Genomic DNA, 24,601 nt, shown 5'->3' on the forward strand with positions numbered 1-24,601 from the left:
GTAGACATTGGGTGGTGGCGTGGTTATGGTTTCTCTCGTAGCCCAGAGAGACACAGGGCCTGGCAGAGACGAACTGCCGGGCAGCAGTACAGGTAAGTTGCAATTCGCAGGACGGTGCGGTGGTGGAGTTGCGAAGCCAGGGTTGGTGCAGGACGGCGACGTGACTGATGACCGGACCGGGCGGCCCGCAGTGATCAGGGGCCGCCGTGAGAAGTACCGCGGTTAACGCAGTGGCAGTACCCGTAAGTGCAGTGCGCAGTACCCAGCAGTGAAGTCAGTGAGCAGCACCTCGGTGAAGGCGTCGGCTGCGGGCGCGCGCACCGGGAAGTTCGGCAGTGGGGTTCTAAGCCAGAGCAGACGCAGGACGGGCGACGGGGCTGGCTGCCGAAGAGTGGCGCTTACCGAGGCCACCAGCAGTATCGCGTTATCAGCAGTACGCAGTCCCCCGTTGGGTAAGCAGTTGATCACCGAGGGAAGAACGGAGGAGCCGAGCGCCATCAGGATCGCCCGGGTGGAGTGTTGAGCCCGGGTACCGCAGGACATCGATAGTGAGGTGGTCTCCGGTCAAGCAACCGCGATCCCCGCACCCCCGACAGAGCTCAGGTCGGGTCTGCGGAAACAGAAGGCCGGCGCAGGATCAGGGCCGGCAGATGGTGTAGTAGTTCCTTCGGGGCCCTGGTGCCGTACGGCACCAGGGCCCCTCCACGCGTTGCCACAGAGAGGTGCAATGACCGCACACGACTCGTTCGACGGCCGTCTCGACGACGAGGACTACCCCGCCTACACCATGGGCCGGGCCGCAGAAATGCTCGGCACCACCCAAGCCTTCCTCCGCGCCCTCGGCGAAGCCCGCCTCATCACCCCACTGCGCTCCGAGGGCGGCCACCGCCGCTACTCGCGCTACCAACTGCGCATCGCCTCGCGCGCCCGGGAACTCGTTGACCAGGGCACCCCCATCGAGGCCGCCTGCCGCATCATCGTCCTCGAAGACCAGCTCGAAGAAGCCCAGCGCATCAACGCCGAATACCGCCGCGCCGCCGAATCATCCGCTTCGTAGGCCGCAGCGTGCGGACTACATCTGCGAGGCGACGGCCCGCGGGCCGGGGCCTTCGATAGTGGAGCGCCCGAGGCCGTGCGCCACACGTGGGCCACGCTCGGCCTCACCCCGGTCGGCGCGCGACTGGAACGCGAAGGATGACCTCCGGCGAGTCGTAGGGGTGGGGGACGGCCACGGGCCCGGCCTGATCCGAAAGGCACGCCCTAGATGCGGGCGAACTTCTCGGTCTGGTGGGCGAACTCCTCGGCCATGGCCGCGCTGACCGTGGGCCTGGTGTCGCCGATGGTGCCCAGGTAGTCCTCGGTGGTGGGGCGGGCCCGGGTTCCGGTGTCGAAGGTGCGCTCAAACTGGACCTGGGAGACGGTGCGCGCCACATGGGCGATGTCGGCAGGGGTGAATCCCTCGCTGGCGGTCGCCAGCACCCCGCTGTCGGCCTCCGCGCCCGCTCGGGCCAGGTAGCTCTCCCACAGCGCGGTTCTCGCGCGCTCGTCGGGCGGGCCGATCGGCAGCACGTAGTCGAAGCGGCCGTGCCGCAGGAACGCGGAGTCGAGCGTGGTCACGTCATTCGTGGCGCAGACGAGCAGCCGCCCGTCCTGGCCCCGGAACCGGACGATCGCCTTGAGCAGTTCGTTGACAACGCCGACCGCGGTCGCGTCCGCACCGCTGCGTGTCCCCGCGATCTCCTCGACCTCGTCGATGAAGACCAGGACATGGTCGAGCCGGGCGATCTCGTCGAAGCGCCGGTTCAGCCCGCTGGCCAGCCCGTACTCGGCGGCCAGTCGGGCGGGGAACAGTTCGAGGAACGGCCATCCCAGACGGCTGGCGATCGCGTGCGCGAACGTACTCTTCCCCGTCCCGGGCGGCCCGAACAGCATCACCGCCCGCGGCAGCTCCACTCCGTGCTGGGCGGCCATTTCGGGATGGGCCAGTGGCAGGACCAGGCGCCGCTCGATGAGCTCCTTCTCCCTCTGCATGCCCGCGACCTTCTGCCACAGTCCCCCGGGCGGCAGCTCCGCTCCGAGCGAGGAGAGCATGCTGACCGCCTGAGGGGTCACTCGCCCGCGCTTCTCGAAGAAGACCAGGCCCGGACGGGCACCGAAGCCGCAGTTGTGCAGGGCCGTGGCACCGGTCGCGCCGTCGGGCAGGACCGCGTGCACCGTTCGGACGCCACCGGCGAACAGCCGGTGCTCCAGGGCCGTGATCAGGTCGCTGCCCAGCCCCTGGTGCCGCCAGGCAGGCGCCATGCAGATACGCAGGATCCACGCCCGGTCACCCTCCACCCTGCTCACCGCGGCGCCGACCACCACCTCGTCCGCCGTCGCCACCACCGCCGGGTGGAGGGTCTGGAGGGCCGCCACGGCGTCCGAGAGCGGAAAGAGAGGTGACTCTTCGGCCGTGCCGCTCTCCGCATCGACGCGGACCACCGCTTCGAGATCGTCCTGGGCGTAGTCCCTGACACGCCAACCCGTCATGATCAGCTCCGCGTGTTCGGCCGTACTCCCATCATCGGCCGATGTGCGCGGGACGCGCACATCGGCCCTTCAGGCCGGCGGCACTGGACGGCACAGCGACACCTCACGGCGGCAGAGCCCCGCCTCGGTTGCCGTCCTCCGCTCCATGACGAAGCCCCAGGTCAGCGACCTCGGGCTGGTCTGTCGCCAGACGGCTCCCTTCACCACCGCGGGCCGGAAAATGCCTGGTAGCAGCCGGGACCCGACCGTGCACGCCCTGCGTGAACCGGCCACCGGGGAATCCGGGTCGTCGAGGCCGCCAGGCACGGAAGCCCCCCGCATTCCGCCGGATGGTGCCCCGCCAGGTGATCAGACATCCGAAGCGGGGCGGAGACAGGACCGTCGAGGCCCGACGCCGGAGGGCGGGGCCGCGCGCGGCGAGCGGAAGCGAGCCGCCTCGATGAAGCAGGGCAGGATCTACCGCGCTCGGATCAGCTGCTTGCCGTGGAGGCTGCGGACGCCAGGGCACCAGGGGTGTCCGGACTGTCCGGATAGAGCTCCGACCTGCGAGAACCACTTAGACCCTCGGAACAGAGGCTGTCCGGGGTGTCCGGTCACAGACGGCTGCAACATCCCCGGATGTTGCAGCCCGTCGACGAAGCCGACCTCCAATCTGAGTGTCCGTCATGCGATCTCGCTTCTCCGGCCTGGCGGGGCCACCCGGGCACCGTCGGCGTGATGAGTTCACGGTCTTGCACGGTCCTCCGGACATGCCCAGGTGCGTTGTTCTTATGGGGTGTTGTCGGCGCAGACGGCGTAGGGGGTGGCGGTGATGTCCTGTGTGGTGGGGTTGGTGAGGGAGACTTGCCAGGTGTCGTTGACCGGTTTGCTGGTGAGGTTGCTGGGTGCGGGGCCGGTGAGTTCGAATCCGCCGCCGGTGATGACGCTTCCGGCGGGGCAGGCAGCCGTCGAAGCGGGGACTACTGCGACAGCCACCCCGAAGGGGCCGGTGCCGACGGGGACGGTGGCGGCGACCGTGTTCGTGCCCGTGTCGATCACCGACACACTGCCCGAACCGAAGTTGGTGACGTAGGCAAAGGTGCCGGCCGGGTTCACCGCCACCCCCTGGGGGTTGGTGCCGACGGGGACGGTGGCGGTGACCGTGTTCGTGCCCGTGTCGATCACCGACACACTGCCCGAACCGAAGTTGGTGACGTAGGCAAAGGTGCCGGCCGGGTTCACCGCCACCCCCTGGGGGTTGGTGCCGACGGGGACGGTGGCGGCGACCGTGTTCGTCGCCGTGTCGATCACCGACACATCGTTCCCGCCTTGGTTGGTGACGTAGGCGAAGGTGCCGGCCGGATTCACCGCCACACCGACGGGCACGAGGCCGACGGGGACGGTGGCGGTGACCGTGTTCGTGCCCGTGTCGATCACCGACACAGTGTTCGCGCCTGGGTTGGTGACGTAGGCGAAGGTGCCGGCCGGGTTCACCGCCACACCGGTGGGGAGGGTGCCGGCGGGGACGGTGGCGGCGACCGTGTTCGTCGCCGTGTCGATCACCGACACAGTGTTCGAACTGCGGTTGGTGACGTAGGCGAAGGTGCCGGCCGGGTTCACCGCCACCCCGAAGGGGGCGGTGCCGACGGGGACGGTGGCGGTGACCGTGTTCGTTGCCGTGTCGATCACCGACACATCGTTCGAATTGCGGTTGGCGACGTAGGCGAAGGTGCCGGCCGGATTCACCGCCACCCCGAAGGGGACGGAGCCCACGGGGACGGTGGCGGTGACCGTGTTCGTGCCCGTGTCGATCACCGACACATTGTCCGAATTGGCGTTGGCGACGTAGGCGAAGGTGCCGGGATCGGCTGCTGCGGGCGTGGCCGCCGCGACCGGGAGGGCCAGGCCGGCCAGCACCACGGCCACCGCAGCAACGCGGGCCCGTACCCGCACCCACCACAAACCCTCACGCCTGCGGCGCGGAACCGCGGCCGACTCCCGCGGCACCTCAGCGACGGCAACACCCGACATCAAGACCTCCTCAGCACACCGCAACGCAATACTCGACCCGACCCGACAGGAAACGACACAACAATCCGCAACCGAACGGCACAGCTCACCCACACGAGGCATCGGCGAACCGTGCCGACGCTAACCCCGGCGAACAGCAGCAACCACGCTCAACCGCGCGACACCCCCCGCATTCCGCCAGATGCTGTCCCGCCAGGTGACTCAGACATCCGGAGCGGCGCGGAAACAGGAACGTCGAGGCCGATGCTGGAACCGGGGCCGCGCGCGGCGAGCGGAAGCGAGCCGCCTTGATGAAGTAAGTAGGGCGGGTTCCACCGCGCTCGGATCCGCTGCTTGCCGTAGAGGCCGCGGACGCCAGGGCACCAGAGGGGTCCGGACTGTCCGGCTGTCCGGACAGAGCCCCGACCTGCGAGAACCGCCCGGATACTCGGAACAGAGGTTGTCCCGGGTGTCCGGTCACAGACGGCTGCAACATTCGTGGGTGTTGCAGCCCGTCGGCGAAGCCGACCCCAATGGGTCGCAGGCGCCGCAGGCGACTTCCGTGTCGAGTCGCGCACCACTTCGCACCACTCGGGGCGGACAGTCACGGTCAACTGCGGTGACTCGAGCGCGAGAGTCAGCCGTCGGTGAAGCGGACCTGCCCAGGCCAGGCCGCTGAGATGCCACATCATTCTCTGGATTCCCAAGCTCAGAGCGCGGGTTCGATTCCCGTCACCCGCTCCAAAGATGAAGGCCCAGGCCAGGGAAATGATCCCCGACCAGGGCCTTTGTGTTCACTTGAGCCCTCTCCGGGATGGTCAGAGCTCTTCTGGCGCGCGGTTCTCACCATCGCGTCCAACCCTCTGGCGACCTCTCTCTGACGCTCGTGGTCCGAGTGTTGACAGATCAGTGCTGCCTTCTCGGACGACTGCCCGGCGCGGACCATCGTGTCCTTGAGACGCAGGTCAGCGTCCCGCCTGGTCAGGCATGACCGAATACGGGATCTTTCGGACCGGTGCTTCAGGGCCCCTGCGCCGGCACTTGACCGGGCCAAAGACTCCACCGACCAATGCGGCCTCGGGGGTGAGGTGCGTTCCCGCCCCGAGACCGCCTAGCCTCTACCGGTCCGCCTGGCCTCGGGCGGTTCAAGGAGGGGTGTTCATGCAGCGGCGGGGAGCGGGCAGCGGGCTGAGGGTCGCGGCCTGGGTACTGGTGCCACTCGGGCTGGTCCTGGTGCTGGGGGGCATCGGGTACTTCCTCACGAAGTACCAGGGGGTCACCGTCATGAGCGAGGCGATGGAGCCCACGTATCGCCCGGGCGAGCGGCTGGTCATCGAGCGCATCGACGCGGGCGAGATACGCCGGGGTGATGTCGTACTCGTCAATGTGCCCGATCGCTATCAGGGCGGACCGGTCCTGCAGCGGGTCATCGGGATGGGCGGCGATCACGTGGTGTGCGACGGAAATCGGATCACGGTGAACGGGAAGCCGGTCGACGAACCGTATGTGATGCGCGGCGAAGTGAACCCGGCAACCGGACCGTACGACGTGCGGGTGCCGGACGGGCGGTTGTTCCTGTTGGGCGACCACCGGGGGAATTCGAACGACTCGCGGTTCTTCCTCGACGAGCAGTCGGGCAGCGTCGCGGCCTCCGGGGTGCTCGGGCAAGTGCAGAAGGGTTTCACTGTGCCGGCGGTGCTGGTGGCGCTCGGGGTCCTCGGGATCGTGCTGACCCTGGTCGGGATCGGCCTGGGAATCGCGGGGTACGCGACCGGACGGCGTGCCCGGCGGCCGCTCGCGGCTGCGCCGCCGTGGCCCGTGGCCTGAGCCCGGTAGACGAACTCGGTCCATCACGCCGTGCCTGCATGGGCTGGTCCGGGCCGGCAGCCACCTCCCGCTGCCGCTCCAGGTCCGAGTGCTGACAGATCAGCGCCGCCCGCTCGGAAGACTGCCCCGCGCGCACCATCGTGTCCTTCAGTGTGGCCCGGAACGCGTCGCGAGGGGCCGCGGACGCAGCGAAGTTGACCGCCGGGCGTCCGGGTCCTGCCATTCACCACGTCGGATCTCGGTCCGCTCATCGGCAAGCCTCGCCCCATGACAACTCCCGCCCAAAGCCGCTGCACCGACCACGTGGGCCGTCATCTAGGCCGCCGCCAGGTCGGCCGCTGTCGTGAGGCTGAGCAGCCACAGCGGGGGTTTCTGTGATCGAGCTCGGCATCACGTTCGGAGTCATGGCTGCAATCGGGGTTGTCCTGATCGTCAAGCTCCTGCGTCGCAGCAGCACGGAGAACGTCGGTGATGTCGGGCGCGGCAGCCCTGTTCTTCCTGGTGCCGTCGGTCGTGGTACGGGTCTTCGTCGTGCGGCAGCGGCGCGCCGCCCGTGTGCCCGGCCGGACTCCGCAAGACGGGTAGCGGCACAGCAGCGACCGGGAATCACCGCGTCGCGACTCTCGCCGATACTCCCGGCCGTGACGAACCCTGACGGTCTCCAGCCCTTCGAACACACCGTGCCCGAGTGGACCGTCGGCGAGCTCCGTCGAGCGCATGCACCGCCCCACTGAGGCCCCGTGACCGCCCTGGGCGGGGGTGAACCGGCAGGGCGGTTCCGGATGGTGTCGCCGATGTTCCCGCCGGTTTCAACGCCACCCGTGAGGCGATTCCCAGGCCCACGCGCCGCCGACCAGATCCGGGTTCCCGATGAAATGGCTGGTCACGCGCGGGTTCAGCGGACCGTCCCCGGAGTACAGTGAAACCACCGGGAGTACTTCGCGCACCGGCTCCCACGCCGGTGTCGTTCTCGGCGAGCAACAACACCGGGACGTCGAAGACAAGCCCCCGGGGACAGGTCCGCGCCATGAACGCGACCATCGACCGTACGCTTTTCAATGAGCGCGTGGCCTCACCGCCGGCCCGCCTGTCCCTGACCCTGGCGGGGTCGGTCCCAGGTCTGCTGGACGGCGCTTGGTGGCCTCGCTCCCGCGATCTTTCCCGTGAACTCCCCGCCCTGCTGGACGTGCTGGACGCACGCTGGGGCCGGATCACGCGTGTCACGGTGAACCCGGCCCACTGGCCCGTGATCCCGCACAAGGTGCCCGTGGCCGGCCGCATGGTGCACGTGGGCTGGTTCGCCGACGAGCAGGACCCGCACAAACTGATCCTCCTCTCCTACACCGCAGGCCGCTGGGACCTGCTGGTGATCCCGCCGGAGACCGGCGCAGCTGCCGCCGCCCGGCTGATGTCCGCCGCAGCCACCCCCGGCAGCCTCCTCAGCGCCAGCGCACTGCTGGCGCGCGAGGACATCACCCGTGACGCGAGGGAGACGCTGAACCGGGAAGAGGAGTGGGAGACCGAAGGCGGGCACGCTTCAGCGGCGGCCGGGAACTTGGACCCGGCCGGGTGCCTGAGTTCCGCCCGAGGGAGGTAAGGACGTGGAGATCGCCATCACCGTGTCCGTGATCATCGCCATGATCATCATTGGAGTGCTGTGGATCCATCTGCTCAATGGGCAGCACGACGAACGGATCGCCGCGTTCCGCTACGGCGATGTCATGCCGGGAGTCAGACGACGGAGCCGGAAGGGCCGACGGCCGGCAGAGCATGCCGGATCGCCCGTCGTCACCGCCCAGCAGCCACGCGAGCACCGCGACGGGGCCGCAGATGAGGCGTGACCTTCTCCTGACCTGCGCGGTGGGTGCGGCGCTACGGCGCGTGCCCACCGGCACATCGCACCGAAGAACGAGGTCACCATGAAGCCACCGGAACCACCCTTGGGCGGGCGTACCGAGGTACGCATCGTCGCCGCGTCCCCCGAGGCCGCCCGTCGGGTCGCAGCGGTGCTCCGCCGTTGCTTCGCCGCCACGGAACAGCGCAGCTACCCCGCCGGCAGCGACGGCGGAACCCGCCTCCACCTCACTGTGGACACCACGCAGACGGCAGAGCCGGCGCGGTCCTGGCTGGAAGCCAGTGAGTCCTCCGAGCAGGACCTCACACAGACGGACGAGGTCTGAGGCGAGGGCCCTCGACGACGCCCCCACGAGTCGGCGGTCATCATGGCAACACTCCACGAGCGTAAGCACTACCGCGAAGCAATCATGAAAGCCCTGTACGAGACCACGGAAGGCAATCGCCTCCTCGGCGTCACCGGGGCGAAGCTGCACGACGACCTCCAGGTCCCCGAGCAGGATCTGGCCGCCGCTTGCGCCTATCTGGTCGGCGAGGGACTCATCACCGTCGACTGGGCACAGGGGAACACACCCGCGATGGTCACACTGACACATCAGGGAATCCGGCTCATGGAGGCCGAAGAGGAGGAACGCGGCTGACGCGGCACTGAGCCCGTTCCGACCAGGACCGCAACACCCACGGAATCCCTTCTGCCGGAAAAGCCGCACAGGCATAGCATGGTGAGTGGGCCGGTGCACTCTCACGTGCAACCGACCCGGAAGGGCGGCCTCGGTGTGTATACACCGGGGCCGTTGCGCACTGTCGGTGCGACGGCAAAGAGCGGATCCCGGTGCGTACAGCGGCCGAGCAAGCCACCGAAGCCTTCACCAGGCTGCGCGGTAACCGGTTGGGGACAGCCGGCTCAGCAGGTGAGGGTGAAACCAGGCTGGTGGGGTGAAAGGGCACGGCTATGGCGGAGGGTGATCAGCAGTCCGGTAAGGGCACGGTGGACCGTTCGGAAGGGTTCGGTGAGCGGCTGCTGGGGGTGCTGCTGGACCGGGCACACGAGATGCCGCCGCAGCTGATCGCCCCGCTGATCGCGGAAGAGGTGGCCAGGGTCGGCGGCCGGGACATCTCGGTTCTCCTGCAGGACTACGCACAGCTCCTGCTCGTGCCGCTGCCGGGCAGGGGGCTGACCGTCGGTGCCCCCGAGCCGATCGGTGACTCCCACGCCGGCGCGGCCTTCCTGTACGCGACCACTGTCGAGGTACCGCAGGCCGACGGTGTCCGGATGTATCTGCCGTTGCTGGACGGCAGCGACCAGGTGGGAGTGTTGGCCCTCAGCCTGGGGACCGTCGATGATGACGACCGGCGCCTGCTGCGCAGGCTCGCCGGACTGATCGCCGACATGCTGGTCACCAAGCACAGCTACACCGACCAGTTCTTCCTCGCCCGGCGCCGTGAACCCATGAGCGTGGCCGCGGAGATCCAGTGGTCCCTGCTACCGCCGCTGGCGATGTCCGTCCCGCAGGTCGCGGTGGCCGGAATCCTGGAACCGGCCTACAACGTCGCCGGCGACAGCTTCGACTACGCACTCAACGACGACATCCTGCATGTGGCCGTGGTTGATGCGATGGGTCACGGCTTGAACGCCGCGACGATGGCCACCGTCGCCGTCGGCGCCTACCGGCATTCCAGACGTGCCGGTATCGGCCTGTCCGAGATCTACGCGTTCATGGACCGGGCCATCGCCGAGCAGTTCGGGCCCGAACACTTCGTCACCGCGCAGATGATGCGCCTGAACCTCGCGACGGGCCATCTGCAGTGGGTCAACGCGGGCCACCCCGCACCACTGCTGATCCGCAACCACCAGGTCCTGCGGCGGCTGGACGGTCCCACCACCTTGCCGGTCGGCTTCGGAGGTGAGAAGCCCCAGGTCAGCAAGCTGATGCTCCAGCGCGGCGACCGGGTGCTGTGCTTCACCGACGGCCTGATCGAGGAGCACGAAGCCGGCGAAGAGGAGTTCGGCGAGGATCAGCTCATCCACTGGGTCAACCGCATCGAGCAGACAGAGGAGGGAGTGCGGGCGGTGGTGCGCTCGCTCTCCCACACCCTCAAGCAGGAACGGGGCGGGAGCACCAGTGACGACGCGACCCTCTTCCTGATCGAGTGGCGCGGGGGCGCCGCCGACCACCTCGCCGTCCTGGAGTGAGCCGGCCCCAGGGCACCGCCGACCTGCTCCGAACGGCAGGACGAACCTCGGGAAGCGATTCCCGTCACCCGCTCCGAAGATGAAGGCCCGGGCCAAGGTCATGACCCCTGCCCCGGGCCCTTGTGTTGTCCTGACCCTTGAGTGTTCGGCCCCGAGTGCCCGCTGCGGGGCCCTCGTTGTCCGGTCAGACCAGGGTGCCGGAGGCCGTCGCGCACTTGCCGCGGTCGGCCTTCATCGGGCCGGCGGCGGTGGGCCGGACGTCGAAGTCGAACATGGCGGTGGGTACGTACAGCGAGCAGCAGGCGTTGGGGATGTCGACGATGCCGCTGATACGTCCCTCTATGGGCGAGGAGCCGAGCAGCAGGTAGGCCTGCTCTCCGCTGTAGCCGAACTTCTTGAAGTACTCGACGGCGTTGAGGCAGGCCCGGCGGTAGGCCAGCGTGGCGTCGAGGTAGTAATTCGTGTCCGTGTCGTGGTCGACGGAGATCCCGATGAAGGTCATGAACTCCGTGTACCTCGGCTCGACGTTGCCCGGAATGAACACCGGGTTGGTGGAGATTCCGTACGTCTCCATGCCGCCCTTGATCAGGTCGACGTGGAAGTCGATGAAGCCGCCCATCTCGATGGCGCCACAGAAGGTGATCTCTCCGTCGCCCTGGCTGAAGTGCAGGTCGCCTCCGGAGAGCTTGGCGTCCTTGACGTGTACGGGGTAGAAGACCCGCGAACCGCGCGTGAAGTTCTTGATGTCGTGGTTGCCTCCGTTCTCGCGGGCCGGCACCGTGCGTGCGCCTTCCGCGGCGATACGCGTGGCGAGGTCTCCGGTGGCCGTGCCGGCAAGTGCATTGTCGGGGTTCGGCGGTACGGCGAGTGGCGGGACCCGGTTCGGGTCGGTGTCGATCAGCGCCTGCTCGCGGGTGTTCCAGCGGGCGAGCATTTCGGCGGACGGGGCTGTTCCGAACAGCCCCGGGTGGGTGATCCCGGTGAAGCGGATCCCCGGAAGGTGGCGGGAGACAGCCTGCTGTCCGTGGAAGTCCCATATCGCCTTGTAGGCGTCCGGGAAATAGTCGGTCAGGAAGCCGCCGCCGTTGGCCTTGGCGAAGATGCCGGTGTAGCCCCAGCCCTGGCCCGCAAAGTCGCCGGTCTGCTGCGGCACGGGGCCGAGGTCGAGTATGTCGACGACGAGCAGGTCGCCGGGTTCGGCGCCCTCCACGCCTATCGGACCGCTGAGCATGTGAGGGATGGTCAGGTCGATGTCGCGTACGTCGTCGGCGGTGTCGTTGTTGCCGACCTGGCAGTCGGTCCAGTCGCGGCATTCCATACGGAACTCCGCTCCCGGCTTCACCATGGCGACGGTGGGGACGTCCGGGTGCCACCTGTTGTGTCCGGGAACGTCCTGGTCACGCATCGACTTGCTGTGGTCCACATGGAAGATTTCTTCGGGCATAACAGCTCCTCATTTTCGGATCAGGTCACGTGGGTGCGCCCACACTTCCGGCCGGCGGTGCCGCTGGTGCCGGCTGCCGCGAATTCCGGGTGAGCGGCCACAACGCTGCGAAGACCACCACGCCGAACACCGCCAGCGCGATGGCGGTTGCGTTGGGGTTCACCCAGTAACCGGAGAGCAGCAGCGCCGCGGGAATCACGCCGGTGACCCAGCCCTGGATCGCCGTGACCCAGCCCGTATAGATCCTGAGGCGGTCCAGCTTGAGACCGAGCAGGAGGAAGAACAGGAACCACAGGAATGCCCAGTAGAGCCAGATGACCCCGAACGCGTTGTCCCGGAAGAGCCGGAAATTGACGAACGAGTATCCAAGGGCCGCAACCGCCACGAACAGCGAGTAGTAGCCGACGCCGGTGCTGTCGAGACCGGCGAGCAGGCCCACGCCTACATACAAGTAGGTGAAGCCGAACAGATAGATGCCGGATGCCGCCAGGATCGCTCCGGGATCGCCGACGGCGGCAAAGATGAGGTAAGTCGGCGTCAGCACCTGCAGTGCGCCCACGAAAAGGTTGAACACCGCCGCCGCCTTGGCGTCGACCTTCCCGAGCAGCAGCATTCCGTTGATGAAGAGCACCGCACCGACAAAGAGCAGTCCCACGTTGCCCACGGGACGCACCTCCTCAGCCCGCGTGGGGGACGAAATCGTCGTAACCGCCTGAGACGTTCAGCCTTGTCGACCACCGCCCTCAGGGTCGTGGCAAACGCGAGAGCGCGGGGTGCGGGCGCGGTGGCACCGCGCTGCGTGGCGGCACTTCGGAAACCACCGCCGGGGCATCACGGGACTGCTCCTCCTGTTCATGGAGGGCAGCGACCGTGTGCGAGGTCAGCGTGAACCCGGGCGAGGTGTACACACGTCTCGCAGTACCTGCGCAAACAGGGCAGCCGTGAACGGTGGGCGCTGTTCCGATGGCCAACTTCACGTCGAAAGGTCCACAACGACTGCATAGATATTCGTAGGTTGCCATTCAGCAGACTCCGGATTCCGGTGGACGCTGGCAAACCCGAGAATGTGCGACGCGCCGATCGGCGCAATCCACAGTGCATTTCCTCTCTCAAGGAGACGTCTCGTACATCCACGTGTCAAGTGCCGGACGGTCCGATCCGGCCCCTGTCGGAGCCGTTGCCGATGCTCTCGCGGGGCCCTTATCCCAGCGACCCGACGGCGAGCCCCGCCGCTGCCGCCGCCAGACCGACCGCGAGGCTCGACGCGGCGTACAGCACGACTTTTCCGGTCTGGCCTTTCTGGCCCAGGAGGGTCAACTCGTAACTGAACGTGGAAAATGTGGTGTAGGCGCCGCAGAAACCGACGCCGGCAATGGTCACGACCTGTTCCGGCAGCCCGTGCCGCGCGCCGAGGCCCACGAGAAGCCCGAGCACGAACGAGCCGGTGATATTGATCAGCCACGTGCCGCGCGGGAAGCTGCCGGGGCTTCGGTACTGCACGTACTGGGCGAGCACGTAGCGCGCAACTGCCCCGACCGCGGCCGCCGCACCGACGGCGAGCAGGGTGATCACCGGACCCACCAGCCGTACCGGCGGGCGTGGCCGCGTCGCGTGGCGAGCCGTGCCCGCCGCGCCGCCGCCCGCCTGCCGACGGCCAGGCCGAGCGTGGTGGCGGCCAGTCCGGCCAGGAGACTGCCGAAGACGTTGAACACCGCGGCCGCATAGTGGCCGTGACCCAGAAGGCGGTCGGTGTCGAGCATCCAGGTCGAGAAGGTGGTGAAGGAGCCGAGAAACCCGACGGCGGCGAAGGGTTGCACGTACCGGGTCGGCGGCCAGATGTCGAACACGTACACGAGCAGCAGCGCGAGCAGGAACGAACCGGACACGTTGACGGCGAACGTCGTCCACGGAAACGTCGCGTCGGGCGTGGGAAAGGCCAGCCCCAGTGCGTAGCGGGCCGATCCGCCCAGGAGGCCGCCGAGCGCGATCGCGGCCAGGGCACCCCGGCGCAGACGCGCGCGAAACGGCTCGCTCGACGGTTCGGGCCCGGCACCGGAGTTGTACGCGGGTTCTCGGGATTCCCTGTCGGGCCCGGATTCGTCGGCCCGCATCAGAAGCCTCCGTACGCACTGATCGTCGGACTCCTGCCGCATGGATCATCGAACTGACCGCATCCCTATCCGATAACCCACCTCCCCCATTATTGCCGGGGTTTGCAGCGCCGACGCATGCTCGACTAAAATTCAAGATCATCGGCCCCTGACCGGTTTACCGGCGCAATGGCCTGACCGATGGAGGACGGCCATGGCAAAGATCCTTGCGGTGCTCTATCCGGACCCCGTAGGGGGGTATCCCCCCGACTACGCACGTGACGAGATTCCGGTCATCACCGGCTATCCGGGCGGTCAGACCGCCCCCACCCCGCACGCCATAGATTTCACCCCCGGGCAGCTCCTCGGCAGTGTCTCGGGAGAACTGGGGCTACGCCGGTTCCTGGAGGAGCGAGGCCACACCTATGCCGTCACCAGCGACAAGGAAGGGCCTGGCTCCACCCTGGACCGCGAACTGCCCGACGCCGACGTGCTGATCTCACAGCCCTTCTGGCCCGCCTATCTGACCCCTGAGCGGATCGCCGCGGCTCCCCGTCTCAAACTCGCGATCACCGCGGGGATCGGGTCGGACCACGTCGACCTGCCGAGCGCCATCGCCCACGGCATGACGGTGGCGGAGGTGACCTACAGCAACAGCATCAGCGTGTCCGAGCACGCCGTCATGCAGATCCTCACGCTGGTGCACAACTACATGCCCGCCCACGAGTGGGTGACCGCCAAGGCGGGCTGGAACATCGCGGACAGCGTCTCGCGCGCCTACGACATCGAAGGAATGGACGTCGGCGTCCTCGGGTCGGGCCGTATCGGCCAGGCGGTACTGCGCCGCCTCAAGCCGTTCGACGTCAAGCTGCACTACCACGACGTGCACCGGCTGCCCGGGGACGTCGAGGAGGAGCTGGGGCTGACCTGGCATCCCGACGCGCGTTCGCTGGCCTCCTCGGTCGACGTGCTGTCCATCCACACTCCGCTGCATCCGCAGACACAGAACCTCTTCGACGACGAACTGATCGGGGTCATGAAGCGCGGTTCGTACATCGTCAACACCGCACGCGCGCTCATCGTCGACCGGGATGCCGTGGTGCGAGCCCTCAACAGCGGCCAGCTGGCCGGTTACGCCGGCGACGTCTGGTACCCGCAGCCGCCGCCGCCCGACCACCCCTGGCGCACCATGCCGTACGAGGCGATGACGCCGCACGTGTCCGGTACGACCCTCTCGGCGCAGGCCCGCTACGCGGCCGGTACCCGGGAGATCCTGGAGTGCTGGTTCGACGAGCGCCCCATCCGTCCGGAGTACCTGATCGTCGACGGTGGTGGGCTTGCCGGGACCGGAGCGCGCTCCTACACGGTTGCCTGAAATCGAATAACAACCGGTGGACAAGAAATCAGCAGAAGATCCACCACATGAATAGGCAATCGGCATTCTGGCGTGTCATGCCTGCTCCGAGACCTTGCGTGCTGTGAGCCGACTCACTCCGAATCCGCTGGCGGAGTGCGGCCGAGAGCCTTAGCGTGCGTAAATAGATGGATTTTTTCCTTATGCGAAGGCACTGGCGCCACGCATACTGTTTCGCAAGAAAACCAAGGTGAACACCGGGAAGGTGGATCAGTGAGCAGCATGGACGCCGTGTGGGTGCGGGGCGTGAACGGCATTCAGATGCATCACGTGACCGATCTTCAGGATGCCGGCAGGTTTCTGGGCAACGCAGTGATGGCACTGCGGGCCGCACATGTAAGGACCGGCGCGGACCGGTACTCCAGCATCTCCGCCGAGCTCAAGAGCCTGGTGGAGCGCGTGCGGGAGCTGGAGGACGAGGCGCGGTCGAGCATGCACGACCTGCACTCCGCCGATCCCGAGCGGTTCGTCCGCTGCCGTGACGGTCACGAGCCGTGGCCCGGCGAGATCCCGGCGGGTTTCATTCCGCGCCACACCTGCAAGGACGAGTGCCTCTACCACGACCGCGAGGTCCTCGAGGCGATCATGCAGTGCACCTGCGGACGGCCGCCGTGCCAGGCGTGCGAGATCGGCGGAAAGCTCTGACAGGCCGGAGCGCGTACCCGAGCGAGTGCGGAGGGAGCCGCCCTGACGGGCGGCTCCCGGCACGTCCATCGGACGAGGAGCTCCGGCCTGGAGCTTTCCCTTGGAGCAGGTGACGGGAAACCGAACCCGCGCTCTGAGACCGCTGCGTACCTGGCCGTCGCCGGTGGCTTCTGGGCGCCCGCGGACGGCCCAGGACGCTGGGCGCTCCGGCCGGCCGGAGCACTGACGAGAAGGCTCAGACGCCTTCGCTCGACGTCCCGCTCGACTACGACCGGCCGGCGGGTGACGCCGTCCATCTCGCCGTGATCCGGCGCAGCGCCACCGACCCGACCCGCAGGATCGGTTCGCTGTTCTTCAACCCCGCCCGGGCGGTGCCGGCACGGCTGCTCTGCCGGCCTGGTACGAGCGCTGCTTCCCGACCGGGCTGCGTGAGCGTTTCGACTACTTCACCACCGGCGCCCTGCCGCCTGTCGGGGCCTCCTGCCGACAGGACACCCCGACCTTCGCCCCGGCCAAGCCGACCGGCGGCATCGCGACGGGCGGCGGTGGACTCGCCAACGCTCACCACGTTCCCTGAGAACCTTCGACAGCCTGCCGACCTGATCGCCGTCCACGCCGCGTCAGACCGGTGGCCCACCCAGAACTTGGGGAACCGGGCCGCCAGGCAGGCGCCGGTCGTTCCCGCCCGGCCCTGGTGGCCACCCGCTGACGCCTTCCGCCTGAACATTGCGCAGGGACGCTCCGTCGAACCGGGCACCGGTGACGTCGGTCAGACCGAACGGGGGCATGCCGGTGTTCACGCTTGAGAGCCTGGCGTCGGTCAGATCGGTGTCGCGCAGGTCAGCACCCCGTAGATCGCATCCGGCCAGGCTGACCTCACGCAGTGAGGCCCCGCGCAGATCTGCGCCGCTGAAGTCACAGAACTTGAACGAACACCCGTCCAGGGTGGCGTGGCGCAGATCGGCCCCGGTGAACGAGCAACGGGTGAACCGCAGCTGTGACGTGCGAGCGGAAGCCAGGTTCTGGCCGGTGAAGTCCTCACCGTTGACAGCCGCCCTGCCGTGGAGCGCGGCAAGTCGTTGTCTCGCGGTCAGTGGCGTGGTCATGCGCGTCAGCGTGCCGGCCGGATCGGTTGCCGTCGCCCGGATTTGCGACAGTTCGCCGCCGTCGGCCGATCACACAGGTCCGGGCCGGTCCGGGAAACGGGTGCGGCCACCAGTGGTCGTCGGCCGAAGGGCAAGGCACCCAGAGGGCTCACCTCGTTCCGATGCTGTGGGCGGTGCCCTCGGCGAGGGCCCGGGGTTTGTCCGGGTTGGCCACGTTGTGGATGGCGGTGTTGCCGCGCGAATCCCCCTCGTCTGAGGGCAGGCCATGGTCCGCCTCCGGTCCCGGCGGCTGCCGTGTGAGCCCCGAGGCTCCACCACCCGCACCGGCAGCCCCGCCAGGCGCGCAGCCAAGCCGAGGCAAGCGGGATCCGGCGTCGGGTGAGGCCTCGGCCGCAGCCTGCCGTCGACGTACAACCATTGGGCATCCCTGCGGGTCGTAGAGCACAGCTCACGCAGCTCACTGCCCGCTTTCAGACAACGGAGTTCCATGCGCACCACGGATACCGCCCTCGCCGCCGCAGTGTTCGCGGCGGCTGTATCCGCCCCGTTCCTCGCCGCCCCCTCCGTGGCGGCGGCCACCGCCAAGGCGGCCGACGACTTCAACGGTGACGGCTACCGCGACTTCGTCATGCTCGGCGGCTCGCACGGCAAGGACAACAGGGTCACCGTCGTCTACGGCACGTCGACCGGCCCCGGCACGCGCGTCCAGACCATCCATCAGGACTCGCCCGGCATACCTGGCGCGGTCGAGGAGGGCGACTCGTGGGGATTCGCCGCCGCCACCGCCGACCTCGACCGTGACGGCTACGCCGACCTGGTCGTGGCCTCACCGGGCGAGAAGGTCGGCGACATCGCCATGCGCGGTGGGCTGACCGTCGTCTGGGGCAGCGCCAAAGGCCTTGGCTCCGGCACCGTCCTCCACTCGCCCGTCGCGCCGGAGTACGAGGGCTCGGGCGACCAGTTCGGGCTCGACGTCACGGCCGGGGACTTCGACGGCGACGGTGACCAGGACCTCGCCGCGATCAGCGCGAGCCAGTCCGGCGTCGTCCTGCTCAAGGGCCCCTTCACCCGCGCCGGCGGACACGGCGGCTGGGAGTCGCTCGGCGGCGGTCACGGCTATCTGGACGCCTCGCAGCTGGCGGCCGGCCGGGTGACCGCCGACACCGCCACCGACCTTTACATCCTCGGCCGCGATCTCACCGACGACGACGTGGACCTGCGGGCCTTCTTCCACCGCGGCGGCAGCGACTTCACCCGCCTCGCCGGCGAGGTACGCGTGCCCGACGACGCAGGCCACCAGATGGGCAGCGGTCCCATCACCGTCATCGGAGACTTCGACAAGGACGGTTACGGCGACCTGGCCATCGGCCGCGGCTTCGAGCAGCCGGACGGGGAACGGGGTTACGTCACGGTCCAGTACGGCGGCGCCTCCGGGCCGAACACCGCCCGCAAGCCGGTGAAGTTCACTCAGGACACGGCTGGCGTGCCGGGGTCGTCGGAGAACGAGGACCACTTCGGTGCCGCCGTCGCCGCCGGCGATGTCAACGGTGACGGGTACGCGGACCTCGCCATCGGCTCTCCCGGCGAGGACCTGGCGGGCAAGCGCGACGCCGGCATGGTCACGGTGCTGCTCGGCCGCGCCGGCGGCCTGTCCGGCACCGGGGCCAAGGCGTACGACCAGAACACCTCCGGCATCACGGGCGCCGTCGAGAACGACGACCATGTCGGAATGAGCCTCAAGCTCACCGACTACACCCGGGACGGCCGCGCCGACCTGGCGGTGGACACCAACGAGTGGCTGGACAACACGCGGCATGGCCTCGTCCACCTGCTGAAGGGCTCGGCGTCCGGGACCACCGGCACCGGCTCGAAGTCGTACACCGTGATCTCGCTCAAGCTGTCGTACACCTGGCTCGGTGGTCCCTTCACCCACTGACCAGGTGGGTTCGTTCCATGCGGTCGACGGCCGGTTCTGCTCGTGGCGGGACCGGCCGTTCGTGTGACGCCGACGGCTTCCCCGGCGTCCCACCGGGACCCGTTTTCACTGGTCAGCGGGTGATTCCACATCCAGGACAGCGGGTTCGCCTCCCGTCACCCGCTCCGGCGGAACCAGGCCCTGTGTCACCGCGTCACAGGGGCGGTACGGCCGCCACCCCCTCACCGCACAGCCTCCACTCGCCGCCATCAGTCCCCGGGGGGACCCATGCGCACGAACGCCGCACGCGCCGTCGATCTGCTCGTCGTACTCGCCCTGCTCACCGCCGCAACCGGTGCCGTCGCCGGCTGCGGCAGCGAGAAGGCCGGCGGCCATGGCGCGCGGGTCGGCGACGACGACCCGGCGCCGGAGTCGGAGGCCCGCGCCCGCCGGGTCGCCGACGCCTGGGACGGCTCCAAGGCCGCCGAGACATGGCGCAAGGGCTACTACCCGGTGGGGGAGACGGTCCAGCTGCCCGAGAACGCCTTCCGCAACGGAGCCGACAAACGCGCCTACGGGACCCGGAACTTCGTCCTTCGCGGCGAACTTCCCGCCACCCCGCAGAAGGACGGCAAGGTGAAATGGGAGAGCGGAGGCTCGCTCACGCTGCCGCTGATGGGGGCGCGGAAGGCGTACGAGACCGTGGCCCGCGGCAGCAACGACGGCCCGCACCTCACCGTGACCGGGGCGAAGCTGGGCGAGATGACGCTGGCCACCAGCCGTGGCCCGGCGACGGTCCCGGCCTGGCTGTTCACCCTGGAGGGCTACGACACCCCGCTCAAGCGGGTCGCCCTCGGCCCGTCGAAGCTCCCCCAGGCGCCGGTCAAGCCGGTCGGGGAGGTGCCCACCGACGAGCTGGCGCCGCTCGGCCGGCTGGTCGAGGTGGCCGCGGACGGCCGGTCCGTCACCGTGATGGCCACCCACGGAGCCTGTGACGACGGCCCTGCCGTGGACGTGCTGGAGACGGCCGGCAGCGTGGTGCTGTCCGCATCCGTCGTCGGGACGAACGACGGTCCCTGCACCAGCCAGCTGCTCGGCGAGGAGGTGACGGTGACGCTGGACCGCCCGGTCGGCGACCGTCTCCTGCTGGACGCGTTCACGGGCCGCCCGGTGCCGAACGAGGAGGACGGGCCCTCGCCGAGCCAGTAGGGCTCTTCAGGTGTCTGGTCAGGTCGCGATCGGGTTCGACCAGGGGGAACCGGTCTGCGGAGCCCGACCGTGCGGCCGTCATGCGGCCTGCGGGGAAGTGGTCAGTCGTGGGGCGGGAGTTGGCCGAGCTGGTGGTCGGCGACGCTGAGGGCCTCCTCCACCAAGCGGCGCAAGTGCCCGTGGCGCAGGGCGTAGATGACGCGTCGGCCCTCCTTGCGTGCGGTGACAAGACCGGCCAGCCGGAGTCTGCTCAGGTGCTGGCTGACCGCGGGCCGCGCCGCCCCGCACGCCCGGGTCAGGGTGGTCACATCCGCCTCGCCCTCGCCGAGCCGTTGCAGCAGGGCCAGGCGGGTTCGGTCGGCGAGCAGACCCAGCACCTCCACCGCCACCGCCAGTCGTGTGCCGTCGTCCGGCTCCTGCGCATCGTGCGCACCTGACAGGTGCAAGCGTGCGTTCATACGCACATACTGAGGGCGTGCGTGGCCGGTGTGCAACGGCCCGCCCTGCCCACCCGCGACCCGGAAGGACCGAGCTGCCGTGAGCGAGAAGAGCGCACCCCACCGGCCGCACCGCCACGACCACGGCGCGGGCCATCACGGGCACGCGCCCCCCGGACAGGCGCCCGACGGCCACGACGGCCACGCGCACAGCAGCCCGCCCGGCCGGTGGGCACGGATCAGGCACCGGATCGCGCACCTGGTCACCCCACACTCGCACGAGGCCGCCGACAAGGTCGACTCCGCCATGGAGACCTCCGCCGACGGCATGCGCACCCTGTGGATCTCGCTCGGGATCCTGGCAGCCACCGCCGCGCTGCAGGCCGTTGTCGTGGTGCTCTCCGGGTCGGTGGCTCTGCTGGGCGACACCGTCCACAACGCCGCCGACGCGCTCACCGCCCTGCCGCTGGGCATCGCCTTCGTCCTCGGCCGCAGGGCGGCCAGCCGTCGGTTCACCTACGGCTTCGGCCGCGCCGAGGACCTGGCCGGCATCGCCATCGTCGCCACCATCGCCGCCTCCTGCGCCCTGGCCGCGTACACCGCCGTCGGCCGACTGCTCGACCCGCGGGAGATCACCCACCTCCCGGCCGTCGCCGCCGCCGCGGCGGTCGGCTTCGCCGGCAACGAGTGGGTGGCCCGCTACCGCATCCGTACCGGCCGCAGGATCGGCTCCGCCGCACTGGTCGCCGACGGGCTGCACGCCCGCACGGACGCCTTCACCTCCCTGGCCGTCCTGTTCGGCGCAGGCGGTGCCGCGCTCGGCTGGAGACTGGCGGACCCGATCGTCGGCCTGCTCATCACCGTGGCCATCGCCCTCGTCCTCAAGGACGCCGCCCGGGAGGTCTTCCGCCGCCTCATGGACGCCGTCGATCCCGCCCTGGTCGACTCCGCCGAGGCCGCCCTGCGGAACGTGCCGGGCGTGGAAGAGGTGGGCGAGCTGCGGATGCGGTGGATCGGGCACCAGCTGCGGGCCGAGGTCGCCATCGTCGTGGACGGCCACCTGAACCTCCGCGAGGCCCACCGGGTCGCCGTCGACGCCGAGCACGCGCTGCTGCACGCCGTGCCCCGTCTCACCGCCGCCCTCGTCCACGCCGATCCGGCCGCCGGCAGCGGCGAGGCGGACCCGCACGCGGCTCTGGCCCACCATGCCGCGGTCTGACCCGGCGGACGTGGCGCAGCCGCCCCGATGCCCATGCCGTCGTCCGGCGTTCGCCCCCGAGGGTTACCCTGCACTGTGGACCAGCCCCGTGCGTGCGAAGGCAGGTGAGACCGCGATGCGTGGTGAACCTCCCAGTCGCGCGCCGCTGGACGCCGGGCCGACCGGACCCTAGCCGGATCCGAAGGCGGCGTCCGCGGCGTGTCCTTGTCCTCGGCCGCCTTCTCTTCCTGCCTGCGGAAGGACTCCGTCATGTCCGAGCGTCGTCTGCGTGCCCTGCGCCCGTTCAAGAAGGCGGCCAGGCCCCCCGCCGCGCCCCGCCCCACCGATGAGCAGCCCGGCACGGCCGCACCGGCCGAGCAGCCGCCGGTCCGCCGGCCCAGCATGATCACCGCCGCGCTGTACCAGGACGGGCACCGGATCAGCACCCATGACTCGCTCGCCGAGACCTTCGTGAAGCTCCGCGAGGCGCCCGGCAGCATGGCATGGATCGGCATGCACCGGCCGACCGAGGCCGAGCTGCTGTCCGTTGCCGAAGAGTTCGACCTGCACAAGCTCTCCGTCGAGGACGCGATGGAGGCGCACCAGCGGCCCAAGCTGGAACGCTACGGCGACACCCTCTTCGTGGTGCTGCGCGCCGCCCGCTACATGGACGACACCGAAGAGGTCGATTTCGCCGAGCTGCACATCTTCGTCGGACCCGATTTCGTCATCACCGTCCGCCACGGGGCGGCCCCCGACCTGGTCGCCGTCCGGCGCCGGATGGAGAGCTCCCCCGATCTGCTCAAGCGCGGCCCCGAGGCGGTGCTGTACGCGATCCTCGACACGGTCGTCGACGGCTACGCGCCCGTGGTGGCCGGCGTGGAGAACGATGTCGACGAGATCGAGACAGAGGTCTTCGGCGGCGACCCGAAGGTGTCCCGCCGTATCTACGAGCTCTCCCGGGAAGTGGTGGAGTTCCAGCGTGCGACCCGTCCCCTGAACAGGATCCTGGACGGCCTGTCCGCCGGATTCGAGAAGTACGGGATCGACGAGGAACTGCGGCGGTACCTGCGTGACGTGGCCGACCACGCCACGCATGTCACCGAACGGGTCGACGGCTTCCGCATGGCGCTGCAGGACATCCTCACCGTCAACGCCACCCTGGTCAGTCAGCAGCAGAACGAGGAGATGAAGCAGCTGGCCCAGGGCAGCCACGCGCAGAACGAGGAGATCAAGAAGATCTCGTCCTGGGCCGCCATTCTGTTCGCCCCGACGCTGGTCGGCACCATCTACGGCATGAACTTCGACCACATGCCCGAGCTCCGCTGGCTCTTCGGGTACCCCTTCGCACTCGCGCTCATGGCTGTCGTGTGCCTCTCGCTGTACGTGGTCTTCAAGCGCCGGAACTGGCTCTGAGCCGGGTCGTGCACCGTCCCGCCGCGACGGGGGCCGCACTTCCGTGCAACTGTCGTAAGGGGTAGTCCGCGCGCCACGCCGTGCCCGCACCTGTGCGCCGAGGAGAGCCCATGGCGGATCACAGCACGACCGAGCATCCGGGTTCGGTGGTGGACTGCGCCCTGTACGAGGACGGGCGGCGCCGTCCCGGCCTGCTGCCTCTCTCACAAGCCATGGAAGCCGCCCGGGCCAAGCCCGGCAGCTTCGTGTGGATCGGGCTTCACGAGCCGTCCGTCGATCAGCTCCAGGTGGTCGCCGACGCCTTCGGCCTGCACCCGCTGGCCGTCGAGGACGCGGTGAAGGCCCATCAGCGCCCCAAGCTCGAGATGTACGACGAGACGCTCTTCCTGGTCCTGAAGACGACCGTCTACGTCGAGCACGACCGGCTCACCCCGACCAGCGAGGTCGTCGACACCGGCGAGATCATGGCCTTCATGGGCGCGAACTTCGTCGTCGTGGTCCGCCATGGGCCCTCCCGGCGGCTCACGGGGGTGCGCGCCCGCCTGGAAGTCCATCCGGAGCTGCTCGTCCATGGACCCGCCGCCGTCCTTCACGCCGTCACCGACGCCGTGGTCGACCAGTACCTCGAGGTCGTGCAGGCCGTCGAAACGGATGTGGAGGAGGTGGAGGCACAGGCCTTCTCACCGGAGCCGACGCACGATGTGGGCCGCATCTACCAGCTCAAGCGCGAACTGCTCGAACTGCGCCGCGCCGTGGCCCCGCTCTCCCAGCCCCTGTACCGGCTCTGCGAGGGCCGGCTGCCGGGCATCGACACCGACATCGCCACCTATCTGCGCGATGTCCACGACCATCTGGGCCAGGCCTGCGAGCGCATCGCGACCCTGATGGAACTGGTGGACACCTCACTGACTCTCACGCTCGCCCAGACGAGCGTCCGGCAGAGCCACGACGTGCGGCGCATCAGCGCCATCGCCGCGATCATCGCCGTCCCCATCATGATCTTCGGCGTGTACGGGATGAACTTCGACCACATGCCCGAGCTGGTCCGGCCGCTCGGCTACCCGATCGCGCTCCTGGTCACCGCGGCGGTCTGCGCGGTTGTCTACTGGGCCTTCCACCGCAAGCACTGGCTGTGAGCACACAGGTGCCGCGATCCGAGGGGCCCGCGCCGCTCCGGCGTCGGGACGGAGCAGGAGCAGCGGGTTGGTGAGGACGCCCCGGGGCGCCGGCTCCGGCCGGCAGACGGCACTCTGAGCGACTTGCGCCGGGCCCTGGCGCGTCCTTGACGACTCGCACCGCACCCGTGCGGACACACTGTCCCCGGACAGCCCCCG

23 protein-coding genes and 1 pseudogene are annotated in these 24,601 nt (G+C 69.1%); 14 read left to right on the top strand and 10 right to left on the bottom strand.

All coding sequences use genetic code 11. The annotated features are described in order from the left end of the window. Positions 1-727: 727 nt before the first annotated feature. On the top strand, positions 728-1,057 hold the full coding sequence (locus OHS70_RS17330; protein ID WP_328398507.1) for a MerR family transcriptional regulator: 330 nt from the start codon (positions 728-730) through the stop codon (positions 1,055-1,057). A gap of 203 nt (positions 1,058-1,260) precedes the next feature. Here the strand turns inward: OHS70_RS17330 and OHS70_RS17335 are convergent, their stop codons facing one another. From OHS70_RS17335 to OHS70_RS17345, 3 genes and pseudogenes are all read right to left on the bottom strand, one after another. Further along, a complete protein-coding gene (locus OHS70_RS17335; RefSeq protein ID WP_328398509.1) occupies positions 1,261-2,529 on the bottom strand; it encodes an ATP-binding protein in 1,269 nt (422 codons plus the stop codon). A gap of 768 nt (positions 2,530-3,297) precedes the next feature. Beyond that, positions 3,298-4,539: a beta-propeller fold lactonase family protein gene (locus tag OHS70_RS17340; RefSeq protein WP_328398511.1), complete on the bottom strand. Its 1,242-nt coding sequence runs from the start codon at positions 4,537-4,539 to the stop codon at positions 3,298-3,300. A 688-nt stretch (positions 4,540-5,227) separates the two neighbouring features. Continuing rightward, positions 5,228-5,476: pseudogene (locus tag OHS70_RS17345) on the bottom strand (hypothetical protein); the annotation flags it as partial. A 203-nt stretch (positions 5,477-5,679) separates the two neighbouring features. Between OHS70_RS17345 and lepB the strand changes: the two are divergent. The 6 genes from lepB (at position 5,680) to OHS70_RS17380 (ending at position 10,393) form a co-directional block, all read left to right on the top strand. Beyond that, complete coding sequence (gene lepB, locus OHS70_RS17350; RefSeq protein WP_328398513.1) at positions 5,680-6,345, top strand: signal peptidase I; 666 nt, start codon at positions 5,680-5,682, stop codon at positions 6,343-6,345. A gap of 1,027 nt (positions 6,346-7,372) precedes the next feature. After that, a complete protein-coding gene (locus OHS70_RS17360; RefSeq protein ID WP_328398515.1) occupies positions 7,373-7,942 on the top strand; it encodes a DUF5994 family protein in 570 nt (189 codons plus the stop codon). Positions 7,943-7,946: 4 nt separating this feature from the next. Further along, positions 7,947-8,186, top strand: coding sequence for a hypothetical protein (locus tag OHS70_RS17365; RefSeq protein WP_328398516.1), 240 nt, complete (start codon positions 7,947-7,949; stop codon positions 8,184-8,186). A gap of 78 nt (positions 8,187-8,264) precedes the next feature. After that, positions 8,265-8,525, top strand: a complete 261-nt coding sequence (locus OHS70_RS17370) for a hypothetical protein (protein WP_328398518.1) — start codon at positions 8,265-8,267, stop codon at positions 8,523-8,525. A 42-nt stretch (positions 8,526-8,567) separates the two neighbouring features. Next, positions 8,568-8,840: a hypothetical protein gene (locus OHS70_RS17375; RefSeq protein ID WP_328398520.1), complete on the top strand. Its 273-nt coding sequence runs from the start codon at positions 8,568-8,570 to the stop codon at positions 8,838-8,840. 311 nt (positions 8,841-9,151) lie between these two features. Further along, entirely contained in the window at positions 9,152-10,393 is a 1,242-nt protein-coding gene (locus OHS70_RS17380) for a PP2C family protein-serine/threonine phosphatase (RefSeq protein ID WP_328398522.1), read from the top strand. A 184-nt stretch (positions 10,394-10,577) separates the two neighbouring features. On the opposite strand, the gene fmdA is transcribed toward OHS70_RS17380, so the two are convergent. From fmdA to OHS70_RS17400, 5 genes are all read right to left on the bottom strand, one after another. Then, a complete protein-coding gene (fmdA, locus tag OHS70_RS17385) occupies positions 10,578-11,837 on the bottom strand; it encodes a formamidase (protein WP_328398524.1) in 1,260 nt (419 codons plus the stop codon). 25 nt (positions 11,838-11,862) lie between these two features. Beyond that, positions 11,863-12,501: an AmiS/UreI family transporter gene (locus tag OHS70_RS17390; protein ID WP_328398526.1), complete on the bottom strand. Its 639-nt coding sequence runs from the start codon at positions 12,499-12,501 to the stop codon at positions 11,863-11,865. Positions 12,502-12,580: 79 nt separating this feature from the next. Next, on the bottom strand, positions 12,581-12,859 hold the full coding sequence (locus OHS70_RS39065) for an FmdB family zinc ribbon protein (RefSeq protein WP_443062611.1): 279 nt from the start codon (positions 12,857-12,859) through the stop codon (positions 12,581-12,583). A 178-nt stretch (positions 12,860-13,037) separates the two neighbouring features. Beyond that, positions 13,038-13,409 carry a fluoride efflux transporter CrcB gene (crcB, locus tag OHS70_RS17395; RefSeq protein WP_328398528.1) on the bottom strand — a complete coding sequence of 124 codons (372 nt, stop codon included), beginning with the start codon at positions 13,407-13,409 and terminating at the stop codon, positions 13,038-13,040. After that, on the bottom strand, positions 13,406-13,948 hold the full coding sequence (locus tag OHS70_RS17400; RefSeq protein ID WP_328398530.1) for a fluoride efflux transporter FluC: 543 nt from the start codon (positions 13,946-13,948) through the stop codon (positions 13,406-13,408). Before OHS70_RS17400 ends, crcB begins: the two co-directional genes overlap by 4 nt. 193 nt (positions 13,949-14,141) lie before the next feature. Here OHS70_RS17400 and OHS70_RS17405 point away from each other — a divergent pair, with 193 nt between their 5' ends. Both OHS70_RS17405 and OHS70_RS17410 read left to right on the top strand, forming a co-directional pair. Further along, a complete protein-coding gene (locus OHS70_RS17405) occupies positions 14,142-15,302 on the top strand; it encodes an NAD-dependent formate dehydrogenase (protein WP_328398532.1) in 1,161 nt (386 codons plus the stop codon). Between the two features lie 261 nt (positions 15,303-15,563). Further along, entirely contained in the window at positions 15,564-15,986 is a 423-nt protein-coding gene (locus OHS70_RS17410) for a hypothetical protein (protein WP_328405682.1), read from the top strand. Between the two features lie 620 nt (positions 15,987-16,606). On the opposite strand, the gene OHS70_RS17415 is transcribed toward OHS70_RS17410, so the two are convergent. Then, positions 16,607-17,092: a pentapeptide repeat-containing protein gene (locus OHS70_RS17415; protein ID WP_328398534.1), complete on the bottom strand. Its 486-nt coding sequence runs from the start codon at positions 17,090-17,092 to the stop codon at positions 16,607-16,609. A gap of 487 nt (positions 17,093-17,579) precedes the next feature. Between OHS70_RS17415 and OHS70_RS17420 the strand changes: the two genes are divergently transcribed. Then, entirely contained in the window at positions 17,580-19,028 is a 1,449-nt protein-coding gene (locus tag OHS70_RS17420; RefSeq protein ID WP_328398535.1) for an FG-GAP and VCBS repeat-containing protein, read from the top strand. Positions 19,029-19,295: 267 nt separating this feature from the next. After that, positions 19,296-20,216, top strand: coding sequence for a hypothetical protein (locus OHS70_RS17425; protein WP_328398536.1), 921 nt, complete (start codon positions 19,296-19,298; stop codon positions 20,214-20,216). A 101-nt stretch (positions 20,217-20,317) separates the two neighbouring features. Here the strand turns inward: OHS70_RS17425 and OHS70_RS17430 are convergent, their stop codons facing one another. Further along, positions 20,318-20,674 carry an ArsR/SmtB family transcription factor gene (locus OHS70_RS17430; RefSeq protein ID WP_328398538.1) on the bottom strand — a complete coding sequence of 119 codons (357 nt, stop codon included), beginning with the start codon at positions 20,672-20,674 and terminating at the stop codon, positions 20,318-20,320. Positions 20,675-20,753: 79 nt separating this feature from the next. On the opposite strand from OHS70_RS17430, the gene OHS70_RS17435 reads away from it, so the two are divergent. The 3 genes from OHS70_RS17435 (at position 20,754) to OHS70_RS17445 (ending at position 24,403) form a co-directional block, all read left to right on the top strand. Continuing rightward, complete coding sequence (locus OHS70_RS17435; RefSeq protein ID WP_443062612.1) at positions 20,754-21,872, top strand: cation diffusion facilitator family transporter; 1,119 nt, start codon at positions 20,754-20,756, stop codon at positions 21,870-21,872. Positions 21,873-22,121: 249 nt separating this feature from the next. After that, the gene (corA, locus tag OHS70_RS17440) at positions 22,122-23,267 is read left to right on the top strand and encodes a magnesium/cobalt transporter CorA (protein ID WP_328398540.1); all 1,146 of its coding nucleotides are present in this window, start codon (positions 22,122-22,124) and stop codon (positions 23,265-23,267) included. 110 nt (positions 23,268-23,377) lie between these two features. Then, complete coding sequence (locus OHS70_RS17445; RefSeq protein WP_328398542.1) at positions 23,378-24,403, top strand: magnesium and cobalt transport protein CorA; 1,026 nt, start codon at positions 23,378-23,380, stop codon at positions 24,401-24,403. Positions 24,404-24,601: the final 198 nt, after the last annotated feature.

Source organism: Streptomyces sp. NBC_00390, from assembly GCF_036057275.1.
Lineage (GTDB): Bacteria > Actinomycetota > Actinomycetes > Streptomycetales > Streptomycetaceae > Streptomyces.

What these genes read in the sequence shown, in the direction of transcription:
- OHS70_RS17330 (WP_328398507.1), top strand. Translation starts at nt 728, where the DNA reads ATGACCGCACACGACTCGTTCGACGGCCGTCTCGACGACGAGGACTAC.
- OHS70_RS17335 (WP_328398509.1), bottom strand. Translation starts at nt 2,529, where the DNA reads ATGACGGGTTGGCGTGTCAGGGACTACGCCCAGGACGATCTCGAAGCG.
- OHS70_RS17340 (WP_328398511.1), bottom strand. Translation starts at nt 4,539, where the DNA reads ATGTCGGGTGTTGCCGTCGCTGAGGTGCCGCGGGAGTCGGCCGCGGTT.
- lepB (WP_328398513.1), top strand. Translation starts at nt 5,680, where the DNA reads ATGCAGCGGCGGGGAGCGGGCAGCGGGCTGAGGGTCGCGGCCTGGGTA.
- OHS70_RS17360 (WP_328398515.1), top strand. Translation starts at nt 7,373, where the DNA reads ATGAACGCGACCATCGACCGTACGCTTTTCAATGAGCGCGTGGCCTCA.
- OHS70_RS17370 (WP_328398518.1), top strand. Translation starts at nt 8,265, where the DNA reads ATGAAGCCACCGGAACCACCCTTGGGCGGGCGTACCGAGGTACGCATC.
- OHS70_RS17375 (WP_328398520.1), top strand. Translation starts at nt 8,568, where the DNA reads ATGGCAACACTCCACGAGCGTAAGCACTACCGCGAAGCAATCATGAAA.
- OHS70_RS17380 (WP_328398522.1), top strand. Translation starts at nt 9,152, where the DNA reads ATGGCGGAGGGTGATCAGCAGTCCGGTAAGGGCACGGTGGACCGTTCG.
- fmdA (WP_328398524.1), bottom strand. Translation starts at nt 11,837, where the DNA reads ATGCCCGAAGAAATCTTCCATGTGGACCACAGCAAGTCGATGCGTGAC.
- OHS70_RS39065 (WP_443062611.1), bottom strand. Translation starts at nt 12,859, where the DNA reads ATGGCAACCTACGAATATCTATGCAGTCGTTGTGGACCTTTCGACGTG.
- OHS70_RS17400 (WP_328398530.1), bottom strand. Translation starts at nt 13,948, where the DNA reads ATGCGGGCCGACGAATCCGGGCCCGACAGGGAATCCCGAGAACCCGCG.
- OHS70_RS17405 (WP_328398532.1), top strand. Translation starts at nt 14,142, where the DNA reads ATGGCAAAGATCCTTGCGGTGCTCTATCCGGACCCCGTAGGGGGGTAT.
- OHS70_RS17410 (WP_328405682.1), top strand. Translation starts at nt 15,564, where the DNA reads ATGGACGCCGTGTGGGTGCGGGGCGTGAACGGCATTCAGATGCATCAC.
- OHS70_RS17415 (WP_328398534.1), bottom strand. Translation starts at nt 17,092, where the DNA reads ATGACCACGCCACTGACCGCGAGACAACGACTTGCCGCGCTCCACGGC.
- OHS70_RS17420 (WP_328398535.1), top strand. Translation starts at nt 17,580, where the DNA reads ATGCGCACCACGGATACCGCCCTCGCCGCCGCAGTGTTCGCGGCGGCT.
- OHS70_RS17425 (WP_328398536.1), top strand. Translation starts at nt 19,296, where the DNA reads ATGCGCACGAACGCCGCACGCGCCGTCGATCTGCTCGTCGTACTCGCC.
- OHS70_RS17430 (WP_328398538.1), bottom strand. Translation starts at nt 20,674, where the DNA reads ATGAACGCACGCTTGCACCTGTCAGGTGCGCACGATGCGCAGGAGCCG.
- corA (WP_328398540.1), top strand. Translation starts at nt 22,122, where the DNA reads ATGTCCGAGCGTCGTCTGCGTGCCCTGCGCCCGTTCAAGAAGGCGGCC.
- OHS70_RS17445 (WP_328398542.1), top strand. Translation starts at nt 23,378, where the DNA reads ATGGCGGATCACAGCACGACCGAGCATCCGGGTTCGGTGGTGGACTGC.